The organism is Rathayibacter sp. AY1F4 (genome assembly GCF_002931775.1).
Classification (GTDB): Bacteria; Actinomycetota; Actinomycetes; order Actinomycetales; family Microbacteriaceae; genus Rathayibacter.
In genome coordinates this window covers 21,937-34,333 of record NZ_PSVE01000015.1, presented here as the reverse complement: position 1 = coordinate 34,333, position 12,397 = coordinate 21,937, and the positions used below count along the sequence as shown (strand labels likewise).

Sequence of the window (12,397 nt, the reverse complement as noted above, 5' to 3'; positions counted from 1 at the left end):
GGGGCTCAGGCCCAGCCGGCGCGGAACGACTCGGTCGCCTCGGCGGAGCGCTCCCGGACCGACTCCAGCAGCTCCTCCATGGTGGAGCTGCGGAGGAACGCGAGGCGGTCGAGCTCGGTGACCGGTGCGACGCCGGCGAGCTGCCAGGCGTGCGCGGCCGGATCCTCGGCGAGCTCGACGACCGCGCCGTAGCGCTGCTCGACGAACTCGCTCGCGACCGCCAGTGCCGTGCGGACCGCCGACTCCGCCGCAGCCAGCGCGGGGGCGTGCTTCTCGTCCCACTCCAGATCGGGCAGCAGGCGGACCTCGGCGCGCGGGTACGGGTCGTCCTCGTACCAGCGGACGACCTCGAAGCGCTCCTCGCCCACGGAGTCGAGCGTGACGAACGACTCCGCCCCGTCGATGTTCAGGATGCGCGCGCGGGCGCCGACCGCGAACCGCTGGTCGCCGCCGCCCACCTCCTGGCCGCGCTCGATGAGCACGACGCCGAACGCGAGGGTCTCGTCCTCGAGGACGTCGCCGAGCATCCGCAGGTACCGCGGCTCGAACAGCCGGAGCGGGAGCGGCATGTGCGGCAGGAGCACGGAGCCGAGCGGGAACATCGGAAGATCAGGCACGGGATCAGGCAATCACGTCGAGCGGAGAGCGGCCAGTACGGGCGCGGCGCGTCGGGACGTGCTAGCGCATCGCGCCACCGTGTCGTCCGCTTGCGGATGCTCGCCACGCCCCGGACGATCTCCGACGGCCCGGACCCACCCGCGTGGCTCCCACTCAGACTGGGAGCATGGATCTCGCTGACCTCCGAGCCGTCGTCCGAGCGGACCTGGCCGCCAAGGGCCACGCCTCCGACCGGCTCACCGTCCTCGTCCTCCGGCTCGGGCAGTACTCGAGCTCTCGGAGGACCCGGCTCCCCCTCCACCTCGTCTACCGCCTGGTCGATCTCGTCTGGACCCGCATGATCGTCGGAGCCGAGCTGCCGCCGACCGCTCAGGTCGGGCCCGGCCTGCGTCTCCCCCACTGGGGCCGCGGCGTGATCCTGCACCCGCGCACGGTCATCGGGAGGAACGCGTTCATCTACCACGGCGTCACCATCGGCGAGTCGAAGGGTCGGACGCCCGTGATCGGCGACGACGTCTACATCGGCGCCCGCGCGACGATCGTCGGGGACGTGACCGTCGGCGACCGTGTGCGGATCGGAGCCGGCGCCGTCGTCGTCCGCGACGTCGCCTCCGACTCGTCTGCGGTCGGCGTGCCGGCGAGGACCGCGTCGGCGGCGTCCTGAGGCACGGCACGCCGGTCCGACAGGAGCGGACCGCGCGCTCCGACGAGACCGGCATCAGGTGGAGGCCCGACCCGGCGCTGGAGAGGAGGAACGACCGCGGGTGGAGCGGAGTAGGGCGTACGGGACTTGAACCCGTGACCGACGGATTATGAGTCCGCTGCTCTGACCGGCTGAGCTAACGCCCCGCGGCGGCCGTCCGAGCGGCCGTCAGGTGGCGGCGGGTGCGGACGCTGCGTCGGAGGCCGGATCGGCCACCGGCTCCCCACGATACAGGCTCTCGAAGGTGCTGATCGTGCGGTTGATGTCGTGCGCGGCGACGATGCGGAGGGAGGCGCGCTTCATCGCCTCGAGGTCCTCCTGATCGGCCGTGAGCACGGCGGTGAGGCGGTCGGCGAGGGCCTCGGCGCTGCCCGGCGCGAAGAGGTAGCCGTTCTCGCCGTCGTGCACGAGGTGCGGGAGGGCCATCGCGTCGGCGGCGACGACGGGGAGGGCCGAGGCCATCGCCTCCATCGTCGCGATGCTCTGCAGCTCGGCGATGGACGGCATGGCGAACACGGTGGCGCGGGTGTACGCCTCCTTGAGCTCGGCGTCCGAGACGTAGCCGGTGAAGCGCACGCGGTCGGCGATGCCGAGGGTCGCGGCGAGCTGCTGCAGGTTGCGCATCTGGTCGCCGCCGCCGACGATCTCGAGCTTCGCGTCGAGTGCCGGATCGAGCAGGGCGACGGCGCGGAGCAGGACGTCGATGTGCTTCTCGCCGGTCACGCGGCCGACGAAGAGGATCGAGTCGCCGGCGCGGGCCGCGAAGTCGGGCGTGTAGTTGTCGGCGTCGATGCCGCAGGAGATGGCGTGGACGCCCCGGAGGCCCGTGTACTTCTCGAGGAACTGCGCGGCCTTGCGGGTCGGTGTGGTGACCGCCTCCGCCCGGCCGAAGGTGCGGCGCGCAGCCCGCCAGGCCATCGCCACGGCCTTGGCCTGCACGGCCTTCGGCAGGAGGGTGAACTCGAGCATGTTCTCGGGCATGAAGTGGTTCGTGCCGACGATGCGGATGCCGCGCTTGGCCGCCTCGATCCCGAGACCGCGGCCGACGATGATGTGCGACTGGAAGTGCACGACGTCGGGCTTCACCTCGTCGAGGATGCGCGCGCTGTTCTGCCGGATCCGCCACGGCATCGCGAAGCGCAGCCAGTCGTGCGGGTACCAGCGCCAGCTGTAGAGCCGGTGCACGATGATCCGCTGGCCCTCGTGCGTCTCGACCCGGGTGCCGCTCCAGCCGTCGGCCGAAGGGGCGACGACGTGGACCTCGTGGCCGCGCTGCGCGAGACCGGCGGCGAGGCGCTCGGCGAACTTCGCGGCTCCGTTCACGTCGGGAGCGAAGGTGTCGCAGCCGATCACGACCGTCAGCGGTCGGGAGTCGGGCGATCCCGGTCGGGACGCGTCGCGGGGATCTGACACGGGAGGTCCTATCGGTGTCGTGCCGCTCGGGGAGAGAAGGGAGCGATCGGCGGAGGTCGGTCGGTTTCGTGGCTCTCGGCGCGGACCCATTGTAGGCAGAGGAGTCCTCACCACTCGGGATCCCGCGCCGTCAGCGCGCCTGCGGGTGGTGCTTGGCGAGGAGGAAGACGCCGTAGATGGCGACGGCACCGGCCGCGATGAAGAGTGGGATCGCCCACGGGGCCGCGTACTGCGCCTCCCCGAGCACGACGATGCCGATCGCGACGGCGACCAGCGGGTCGATGACGGTGAGGCCCGCGACAACGAGGTCCGGCGGGCCGGAGGAGTAGGCGTTCTGCACGAAGTACCCGCCGAGCGCGGTCGCGGCCAGGAGCGCCACGATGCAGACCACCGTCAGCGGGTCGAACTCGCCGTACTTGATGCGGTTGAGCACGACCTTCGCGAGAGTCGCGACGAAGCCGTAGACCACTCCGGCGCCCACGATGTAGAAGATCGCCTTCGCTCCGCGGCGGAAGACGCGGAAGGCGATGACGAAGACCGTGAGCACCACGGCGAGGATCACGAGGATCGTGATGAGCTCGGGCGTCTGGATGGACTTGTCGACCGCGTTGAACGCCGCCACGAGGACGAACGTGCCGACGCCTCCGACGCAGAGCACGATCGCCCGGATCGACGCCGCGTTCAGGCGCACCCGGCTGACCCGCGCGTTGACGACCGCGGTGATCACGAGCGCCACCGCTCCGAGCGGCTGCACCACGATGAGCGGGGAGAAGCCGAGGCTCGTCAGCTGGAAGACGATCGCGAGGCCGAGGAGCAGGGTGCCGATCACCCACGAGGGGCGCGAGAGCAGCGCGACCAGCTGGCCGCCGCTGAGCCCGGAGGAGCCGGAGCGCTTCGAGAACCGCTCCACCTTCGCCACTCCCCGGTGCTGGAACTGCGCGCCGAGGGAGAGGAACACCGCGCCCACGAGAGCGATCGGGATGCCGATGAACTTCGCCGGGTCGTTGAGGAGTTCGGCGAGATCGGCGGGCATGGGGTCGACCCTACCCAGAACGCCTCCGGGAGTCCTCCGACGCACGGGTGAGGGGCTGAGCCCAGCGGATGATCCTCGCGGACCCGGTCGGCGGCCCCGCGGTACCCTGTCCCCCATGGCCGTCCTCCCCATCCGCATCGCCGGCGACCCCGTCCTGCACTCCCCCGCCGCCCCCGTCACCGAGTTCGACGATGCGCTGCGCACCCTCGTCGCCGACATGTTCGAGACGATGGACACCGCCCCCGGAGTCGGCCTCGCCGGCCCGCAGGTCGGCGTCCCGCTGCGCCTGTTCGTCTACGACTACGCCGACGACGACGGCACCCCCCGCCGCGGCGTCGCGATCAACCCCGAGCTGTTCGTCACGCCGACCCCGCTCGGCGAGGCGGACGAGGACACGGAGTCGGAGGGGTGCCTCTCCTTCCCCGGCGAGCGCTTCCCGCTCCGCCGATCCGAGCGCGCGATCCTCCGCGCGGTCGACCTCGAGCAGGAGCCGTTCGAGATCGTCGCGGACGGCTGGTTCGCCCGCGTGTTCCAGCACGAGTTCGACCACCTCGACGGCGTGCTCTACATCGACCGCCTCGAGCACGACTACCACAAGCCGGTCGCGAAGATCACCCGGAAGCGCGGCTGGGGCGGCCCCGGCGTCTCGTGGCTGCCCGGCGTGGAGCACCTCGAGGACTGACTCAGGCCAGGTCGACCCCGTGCACGCCGTTGTGGTGGCGGATCGCGGGGAACGAGGCGGTGACGCTCCGGCCGACGCCGGGCGTCCGCTTCTCGGTCACGTCGCCGCCGAAGAGGGCGGCCCGCTCGCGCAGCTCGGCGAGCGCGGGGCTGTCGATGCGCTCGGTGAGCGAGCGCAGATCCGCCTCGAGAGCGCTGGCGTCCTGCTCCGCAGCGCCGTGCTGCTCGCGGTCGTCGTCGACCTCCACCCGGAGGCCGGTGGTCGTCCATCGGGAGCTGATGCGGACCTCGGTCCCCGCGCCGCCGGTCTCCAGCGCCGAGTCGAAGGCGTACTCGAGCACCCGGAGCACAGCCACCTCGGCGCCGTCCTGCAGCGGGAACGGCTCGCCGAACGACTCCTCGCGGACGCTCAGGCCTCGCTCGCGGGCGCCCTCGATCAGGGGGACGGAGCCGCCGGTGCGCGGCAGCTCCCCCGGATCGACGGAGGCGACGGTCGCGATGCGGCGCAGCTGCGCCAGTGAGGCCTCGGCCGCCCGCACGGCCCGCTGCGCCGACCGCGCGGCTGCGGCGGGGTCGCGGTCGATCGTGAGACGGACGCTCTCGGCCTCCTCGACGACGTGCGCGGCGCTGCGGACCGCGAGCTGCTCGAGCTCGCCGACGATGCGGAGCCTCGCCTCCTGCTCGCCGACCGCCAGCTCGAGGCGGACGACGCGTGCCGCCTCCTCCGCACGGCTCTCGGCGGCACGGCGCTCGGCGCCGACGGCGCGGCGCCACAGCACGACGACCGCGACCAGGGCGATCAGGGCGAGGATGAGGACGACTTCGAGCACGACGGCCTCCGGGGGGGACGGGACGGGTTCGGCACAGGAGCGCCGGAGAGAGATCGTACCCGCGCCGCGGACAGCGGACCTGAGGCCGCGGAGGGGGTTGCGGAGCCTGACTCAGTCGTCGGAGCGCACGGAGCGGGTAACGGTGAAGCGGCGGTCGCGCGCCACCACCGAGGTCGGCCCGACCGCGCGGCGCAGCTCGGCCGGATGCGCGAGGTGGGAGTTGAAGACCGTCCACAGCACGCCTCCGGGGCGCAGCACGCGGCCGGCCGCGCGCAGCATGCGCCGGGCGACGAGGTCGGTGACGGCTCCGTCGGAGTGGAACGGCGGATTGCAGAGCACGACGTCGACGGAGGACGCCTCCAGCGTCGAGGCGTTGTCGTCGCGAAGGACGCTGACGGCCAGCCCGTTGGCCGCCGCGGTCGCCCGGGCGGACTCGACCGCGGCACGCGAGGTGTCCGTCGCGGTCACGGCGAGGTCGGGGCGGGCCCGGGCCACTACGGCGGCGAGGACGCCGGTTCCGCAGCCGAGGTCGAGTGCGGTGCCCGCGGGAAGGGAGTCGACATCGAGGGCGGCGAGGAGGGCGCGGGTGCCGAGGTCCAGTCGCGCCCCGGCGAAGGCTCCCGGCAGCGCGACGACCTCGAGGTCGAGCTCGTCCAGACGGCGCCGCTCGGGCCCGGGCGCGGGCGGCTGGTCGGGGAGCGCGCCGCTTGCGAGCAGGGCGCGCGACTTCTGACGCGCGAGGGAGACGTCGATCCGCTCGTAGCGCACGGCGAGCACGTCGTTCATCGTGCGCGTCATGTGCTTGATGCGGCCGGCGCCGATCAGGGTCGCCGCCGGGTTCGCGAGTGCGGTCCCGGCTGCGACGGCGGCCAGGGCGTCGAGCGAGCGCGGCAGGCGCAGGAGCACCGCGTCGGCGTCGCGGACGGCCTCCGCGACGGAGTCGACGATCTCGATCGGCGCGAGGTCGACGCCCGACCCGCGCACCGTCTCGAGGTTCTGCGCCAGAGCGCGCTCGGCGGTGATCGAGTCCTGCACGACGCGCACGGCACGTCCGTCGGCGGCGAGGCCGAGGCTCAGCGCCCCGTAGGCGTCCCCGATCACGGCGAGGCGGCCGCGATCGGCGGCGAGGTCGAGCAGCAGGCGGTCACTGGCGTCGACGGCGACGAGATCCGGCGCCTCGACGTCGGGGCGGCGGCGCAGGAGGGCGAGCACGTCCTCGCGCATCGCGCCTCCGATCGTCGGTCCGAGCGGGTGGGCCCTCGAGAGCGACCGCTCGCGGGCACGAAAAAAGGGCCCGAGAGTGGAGTCCCGGACCCTTCGCTCCCCGACTTGGACTCGAACCAAGAACCTACCGGTTAACAGCCGATTGCTCTGCCAATTGAGCTATCGAGGATCATCCGACCACCCGGAGGCGATCAGCGCGGTACTACTTTAGCAAACTCTCCGCGAACGCAAAATCGGGCGCGCTCTCAGTAGCCGGAGCCCGGGTCGACGCGGCCGACGAACGGCCCGCCGGCGGCACAGGCGGCCACGTTGGCGCGCACGCGCTCGGCCAGGAGCGGCGCGGTGATCTCGGGGGTGTCCGCGCTGTGGGGCGTGATCAGGCATCGGGGCTCGCTCCAGAGCGGATGCCCGTCCGGCAGCGGCTCGGGGTCCGTCACGTCGAGCGCGGCGCCCGCGAGACGGCCTTCGGCGAGGGCCGCGACGAGCGCGTCCGTGTCGACGAGGCTCCCCCGGGCGACGTTGACGAGCACGGCGTGGGCGGGGAGCCGCGCGAGCAGACCCGCGTCGACCATCCGCTCCGTGCCCGCGGTGGCGGCGGCGGCCAGGACCAGCACGTCGGCGTCCGCCGCGGCCTCGGCGAGCCGCGACGCCGACAGGGTGCGGGCGGCGCCCTCCACCGGCTCGTCTCCGCGGCGGACGATCGTCACCCGGCAGTCGAAGACGGCGAGCAGCCGCAGGAGCTCGCGAGCGATCCCTCCTGCTCCGACGATCACCACGGAGGCGCGATGCAGCGTGACCGCCTTCTTCGGCCCCCACGACTCGGCGCGCGCCCGCTCGGGCAGCGAGCGCAGGAGGGCGAGCACCAGCGCGAGCGCGTGCTCGGCCACCGGCTCCGCGTAGGCGCCCTTGGCGCTGGTCCAGACGATGTCCGCGCGGGACGCGGCGAGCACGGGCGCGAAGACGTCGACGCCGGCCCAGGGCAGCTGCACCCAGCGGATCGACGGGTGCTCCTCCAGCACAGCGGCCAGCTCGTCCGTGCGGCCGTAGGACAGCCAGAGCAGCGCGTCCGGACTCTCGTCGAGTCCGACGACCACTCCCCCGCCCGACTCGACCGCCTCGGCGAACACCGGCTTCGGCCGCGGGAGCACCGCGACGCGCGGGACGGTCACTGGTCGGCCGCCTCGACGCGCTGCGCTCGGGAGGCGTCGAAGCGCTCGTACTCGGCGAAGGCCGCTCCGAGCTCGCGCACGTAGGGGTGCCGGGCCTCGATCAGCACCTCCAGCAGCGGCCCGTACGCGACGACCTCGCCGCCGACGAGCACTGCGATCCGGTCGGTCGACCGGCTCAGCACATCGATGTCGTGGCTGACCACGACGGCCGCGAATCCCTCCCGGCGCCGCAGGTCGGCGAGGAGGTCGACGATCGACTCGCGCACCGTCGCGTCGATGCCCGAGGTCGGCTCGTCGGCGATCAGCACCTTCGGCCCGAGCACGAGCGAGCGGGCCACGGCCACGCGCTGGCGCTGGCCGCTGGAGAGCTCGTAGGGGTAGCGGTCGAGCAGGAACAGCGGCAGGTGCACGGAGTCGAGCAGCGTCGCCACCCGCACCGCCGCGGCCTTCGGGTCGTAGTGGCGGTCGCGAAGGAAGATCGGCTCGGCGATCAGCTCCGAGACGGTCAGCTCGGGGCGGAGGGCCGCTCCGGCGTCCTGCGCGAGATGCGCGACGTCGACGGTGAAGCGCTTGAGCTCGCGGGCGGGGAGCGAGCGGAGGCGGTGCCCCGCGACCGTCGCGTCCCCTCCGATGATCACCGGGCGCGTGCGGCCGCCGTCGTGCCCCAGGCCGTCGCCGCCGAGCACGCGCGCGAGCGTGGACTTGCCCGAGCCGCTGCCGCCGAGGATCCCGAGCACCTCCCCCGGCTCCACGCGGAGGCTCACTCCCCGCAGCGCCGTCCACCGGCGGCTGATGCCGCGCGGCGGGTACTCGACGCTGAGGTCGTCGACGACGATGGGGGCCTGATCCTCGGCGGTCCTGCTCACGCCCGGCGCTCCGCCTCGACGATGCTGCGCAGGAGCTCGCGCCTCGAGGCCTGCTCGACCGGGTCGGGCACGGGCAGGGAGGCGAGCAGGCGCTGCGTGTAGGGGTGCTTCGGCGCGGCGAGCACCTCGGCCCCCGTCCCCTCCTCGACCAGCTCGCCGCGGTAGAGCACCGCGATGCGGTCGGCAAGCAGGTCGACCACGGCGAGGTCGTGGCTGATGAACAGGGAGGCGAAGCCGAACTCGCGCTGCAGCTCCGCGAAGAGCTCGAGCACGCGGGCCTGCACCGACACGTCGAGCGCCGAGGTCGGCTCGTCGGCGATCAGCAGCTTCGGCTCGAGGGCGAGGGCCCGGGCGAGGCTGGCGCGCTGGCGCTGGCCGCCGGAGAGCTCGTGCGGGTAGCGGTCGCCGTAGGAGCGGGGCAGCTGCACCGCCTCCAGGAGCTCGTCGACGCGCGAGCGCGCCCCGGCGGCGTCACCGGCCCGTCCGTGCACGATCAGCGGCTCGGCCACGCACTCCGCGATGGTGAGCAGCGGGTTGAAGCTCGACGCCGGGTCCTGGAACACGAAGCCGATGTCGCCGCGGACCGGCCGGAAGGCGCGCTCGCGGATGCCGCGCATCTCCTTGCCGAGGACCTTCAGCGACCCGCCGGTCACCGGCGTCAGGCCCGCGATGGCGCGCCCGATGGTGGTCTTGCCCGAGCCGCTCTCGCCGACGAGGCCCAGCACCTCGCCCGCGCGGATGCGCAGCGAGACGCCGTCGACCGCGACGAAGCCGGGACGGCCGAGCCGGCCGGGGTACTGGATCCGCAGGCCCTCGGCGGCGACGAGCGTCTCGGCCTCGGGGGCCTCGGCGCGCTCGACGGCGCGGACGCGGGCGCGCTCGACACCCTGGCCCACGTGCGGGACGGCGGCGAGGAGCTTCCTCGTGTACTCGGCCTTCGGCGCCGAGAACAGCTCGGAGACCGTCGCCTCCTCGACCAGCTCGCCCTGGTACATCACGGCGACGCGGTCGGCCAGGTCGGCGACGACGCCCATGTTGTGGGTGATCAGCACGATCGAGGTGCCGAACTCGTCGCGGCACCGGCGGAGCAGGTCGAGGATCTCGGCCTGCACGGTCACGTCGAGCGCGGTGGTCGGCTCGTCCGCGACGATCAGACCGGGATCCAGGACCAGTGCCATCGCGATGACGACGCGCTGCTTCTGGCCGCCCGAGAACTGGTGCGGGTAGTAGTCGACCCGCTTCTCCGGCTCCGGGATGCCGACGGTGCGGAGGACGTCGATCGCGCGCTTGCGCGCCTCCTTCTTCGAGACGGAGCCGTGGGCGCGCAGTCCCTCCGCGATCTGCCAGCCCACCGTGAAGACCGGGTTGAGGGCGGTTCCCGGCTCCTGGAAGACCATGGCGACGTCGGTGCCGCGCAGCTCCCGGAGGCGGGCCTTGGGCACGGAGACGACGTCGGTCGCCGCGCTGCCGTCCTTCTTCGAGAGCAGGACCACTCCGGAGGCGGTGGCCGTCTCGGGCAGGAGGCCGAGGATGGTCTTCGCGGTCACGGTCTTGCCGCTCCCGGACTCGCCGACGATCGCCAGGACCTCGCCGCGCTCGACGCGCAGGCTCACCCCGGCGACGGCGCGGACGGCGCCGCGGTCGCTCGCGAAGGCGACCTCGAGGTCGGTGATGTCCACGATCGGACGCGCCGAGGCGTCCCGGACGATGCGCTGGTCGCTCATCGCGTCCCCTCCACTCCGGCGACGGGGTCGTGCCCCGGCGTCTCCAGGCCGTCGGCGGCGAGGACGCCGCCCGGCACGACGGACGTCGCGGCGACGTCGCCGGCACCGGCGGCCACCGCGCGCCGACCGCGCAGGCGCGGGTCGGCGAGGTCGTTCAGGCTCTCGCCCACGAGGGTGATGCCCAGCACCACGAGCACGATCGCCAGGCCCGGGAAGACCGAGGTCCACCAGATGCCGCTCGTGACGTCCGACAGTGCCTTGTTGAGGTCGTAGCCCCACTCCGCGGCCGACGTCGGCTCGATGCCGAAGCCGAGGAAGCCCAGGCCGGCGAGGGTCAGGATCGCCTCGGAGGAGTTCAGCGTGAAGATCAGCGGCAGCGTGCGCGTCGCGTTCCGCAGGACGTGGCGGAACATGATCCGCGGCGTCGACGCTCCGATGACCTTCGCCGACTCGACGAAGGCGTCGCCCTTGATCCGCACGGTCTCGGCCCGGATCACGCGGAAGTACTGCGGAATGTAGACCACGGTGATCGAGACCGCTGCGGCGAAGATGCCGGCCCAGAGGTTCGACTGCCCGCCGGAGATGACGATCGACATCACGATCGCCAGCAGCAGGGTCGGGAACGCGTAGATCGCGTCGCAGATCACGACGAGCACGCGGTCGAGCCAGCCGCCGAGGTAGCCGGAGACGAGGCCGAGGAAGACGCCGAGGAAGATCGACAGGACCACGGCGACGACGATCACGAGGAACGCGGTCTGCGCTCCCCAGATCACTCGCGAGAGGACGTCGTAGCCGCCGACGGTGGTGCCGAGCAGGTGCTCCGCGCTCGGCGGCTCCTGCGCGCCGAACGACTCGCCGCCCGAGCGCAGCTGCGAGTAGCCGTAGGGCGCGATGAGGGGCGCGAACAGGGCCACCAGCAGGAACGCGCCGGTGATGATCAGGCCGGTGACGAGCATCCCCCGCTGGAGGCCGACGCTCTGCCGGAGCTGGTGGACGACCGGCAGACGGTCGACGAGACGGCGGCGCGGACGCGCCGGGGAGGTGGTGCTCATGCTCAGTACCTCACTCGCGGGTCGATGAGCGCCGCGATGACGTCGACGATGAAGTTGGTCAGCGCCACGATGACGGCGAGCAGGGCGACGATGCCCTGCACGGCCACGAAGTCGCGGGCCTGGAGGTACTCGGCGAGCTGGAAGCCGAGGCCCTTCCACTCGAAGGTGGTCTCGGTGAGGACGGCGCCGCCGAGCAGCAGGGCGATCTGCAGGCCGATCACGGTGATGATCGGGATGAGCGCCGGCCGGTAGGCGTGGGTGCGGACGAGCCGGAACTCGCTGACGCCGCGCGAGCGCGCCGCGTCCACGTAATCGGTGCCGAGCGTGCCGATCACATTGGTGCGCACCAGGCGCAGGAAGATGCCCGCGGTGAGCAGTCCCAGTGCGACGGCGGGGAGCACCGCGTGCGAGAGCACGTCCGAGATCGCGGCCGGGTCGCCGGTCTGGATCGCGTCGATCAGGTAGATGCCGGTCTTGTTCTCGAGGAACTGGAGCGAGAGCTCGGTGCTCGTCGAGGCACGCCCGGCGACGGGGAACCACTTCAGCCAGACGGAGAACACCAGCTTCAGCAGCAGGCCCGCGAAGAACACCGGGGTCGCGTAGCAGAGGATCGCGAAGATGCGCAGCACCGCGTCGGGGGTGCGGTCGCGGTGGTAGGCGGCGAGCATCCCGAGCGGGATACCGACCAGGAACGCCACGATCAGGGCGTAGAAGGCGAGCTCGACCGTCGCAGCGCCGTAGGTGAGGAGCACCTCGGTGACGGGGCGGTTGTCGCTCAGGGTGGTGCCGAAGTCGCCGGTCAGCAGCTTGCCGAGGTACTCGAGGTACTGCACGATCAGCGGCCGGTCGTAGCCGGCGGCGGCCACGCGCTCGGCGAGCTGGTCCGCGGTCAGGCGGCCGCCGAGGGCCGCCGTGATCGGGTCGCCCGTGGAGCGCATGAGGAGGAACACCAGCGTCACGAGGATGAAGACGGTGGGGATGATGAGCAGGAAGCGGACGAGCAGGTAGCGCCCGAGTCCGCCCCCGGAGCCGCGCGGTCGCCGGGTGGGCGCCGTCGCCGCAGCCGTCGTGGCTGTCGTCACGT

General features: G+C 72.7%; 12 protein-coding genes and 2 tRNA genes. 2 read left to right on the top strand and 12 right to left on the bottom strand.

All coding sequences use genetic code 11. The annotated features are described in order from the left end of the window. Nucleotides 1-5 precede the first annotated feature (5 nt). Nucleotides 6-617, bottom strand: coding sequence for an LON peptidase substrate-binding domain-containing protein (locus tag C5C59_RS10770; RefSeq protein WP_244229436.1), 612 nt, complete (start codon nucleotides 615-617; stop codon nucleotides 6-8). Between the two features lie 167 nt (nucleotides 618-784). On the opposite strand from C5C59_RS10770, the gene C5C59_RS10765 reads away from it, so the two are divergent. Then, nucleotides 785-1,282, top strand: coding sequence for a serine acetyltransferase (locus tag C5C59_RS10765; RefSeq protein WP_104238209.1), 498 nt, complete (start codon nucleotides 785-787; stop codon nucleotides 1,280-1,282). 111 nt (nucleotides 1,283-1,393) lie between these two features. Here the strand turns inward: C5C59_RS10765 and C5C59_RS10760 are convergent. From C5C59_RS10760 to C5C59_RS10750, 3 genes are all read right to left on the bottom strand, one after another. Further along, nucleotides 1,394-1,467 (bottom strand) — tRNA-Ile (locus tag C5C59_RS10760). Between the two features lie 22 nt (nucleotides 1,468-1,489). Next, nucleotides 1,490-2,734 carry a glycosyltransferase gene (locus tag C5C59_RS10755; protein ID WP_258062719.1) on the bottom strand — a complete coding sequence of 415 codons (1,245 nt, stop codon included), beginning with the start codon at nucleotides 2,732-2,734 and terminating at the stop codon, nucleotides 1,490-1,492. Nucleotides 2,735-2,864: 130 nt separating this feature from the next. Further along, nucleotides 2,865-3,767, bottom strand: a complete 903-nt coding sequence (locus C5C59_RS10750) for a DMT family transporter (RefSeq protein ID WP_104223451.1) — start codon at nucleotides 3,765-3,767, stop codon at nucleotides 2,865-2,867. A 115-nt stretch (nucleotides 3,768-3,882) separates the two neighbouring features. Here C5C59_RS10750 and def point away from each other — a divergent pair, with 115 nt between their 5' ends. Continuing rightward, nucleotides 3,883-4,449, top strand: coding sequence for a peptide deformylase (def, locus tag C5C59_RS10745; RefSeq protein WP_104223450.1), 567 nt, complete (start codon nucleotides 3,883-3,885; stop codon nucleotides 4,447-4,449). Nucleotide 4,450: 1 nt separating this feature from the next. Here def and C5C59_RS10740 read toward each other — a convergent pair whose 3' ends face one another. The 8 genes from C5C59_RS10740 to C5C59_RS10705 all read right to left on the bottom strand — a co-directional run bounded on the left by C5C59_RS10740 (nucleotide 4,451) and on the right by C5C59_RS10705 (nucleotide 12,395). Beyond that, complete coding sequence (locus tag C5C59_RS10740; protein ID WP_104238211.1) at nucleotides 4,451-5,278, bottom strand: hypothetical protein; 828 nt, start codon at nucleotides 5,276-5,278, stop codon at nucleotides 4,451-4,453. Between the two features lie 111 nt (nucleotides 5,279-5,389). Further along, nucleotides 5,390-6,502, bottom strand: a complete 1,113-nt coding sequence (locus tag C5C59_RS10735; protein WP_104238212.1) for a class I SAM-dependent methyltransferase — start codon at nucleotides 6,500-6,502, stop codon at nucleotides 5,390-5,392. Between the two features lie 96 nt (nucleotides 6,503-6,598). Beyond that, a tRNA-Asn gene (locus C5C59_RS10730) sits at nucleotides 6,599-6,671 on the bottom strand. A gap of 76 nt (nucleotides 6,672-6,747) precedes the next feature. After that, the gene (locus C5C59_RS10725) at nucleotides 6,748-7,671 is read right to left on the bottom strand and encodes an NAD(P)-dependent oxidoreductase (RefSeq protein WP_258062718.1); all 924 of its coding nucleotides are present in this window, start codon (nucleotides 7,669-7,671) and stop codon (nucleotides 6,748-6,750) included. Continuing rightward, nucleotides 7,668-8,537, bottom strand: coding sequence for an ATP-binding cassette domain-containing protein (locus tag C5C59_RS10720; RefSeq protein ID WP_258062717.1), 870 nt, complete (start codon nucleotides 8,535-8,537; stop codon nucleotides 7,668-7,670). Before C5C59_RS10720 ends, C5C59_RS10725 begins: the two co-directional genes overlap by 4 nt. Next, entirely contained in the window at nucleotides 8,534-10,261 is a 1,728-nt protein-coding gene (locus C5C59_RS10715; RefSeq protein WP_104226684.1) for an ABC transporter ATP-binding protein, read from the bottom strand. The genes C5C59_RS10720 and C5C59_RS10715 overlap by 4 nt, the downstream gene beginning before the upstream one ends. Continuing rightward, entirely contained in the window at nucleotides 10,258-11,313 is a 1,056-nt protein-coding gene (locus tag C5C59_RS10710; protein WP_104238213.1) for an ABC transporter permease, read from the bottom strand. Before C5C59_RS10710 ends, C5C59_RS10715 begins: the two co-directional genes overlap by 4 nt. 2 nt (nucleotides 11,314-11,315) lie before the next feature. Continuing rightward, on the bottom strand, nucleotides 11,316-12,395 hold the full coding sequence (locus C5C59_RS10705) for an ABC transporter permease (protein ID WP_104223444.1): 1,080 nt from the start codon (nucleotides 12,393-12,395) through the stop codon (nucleotides 11,316-11,318). Nucleotides 12,396-12,397: the final 2 nt, after the last annotated feature.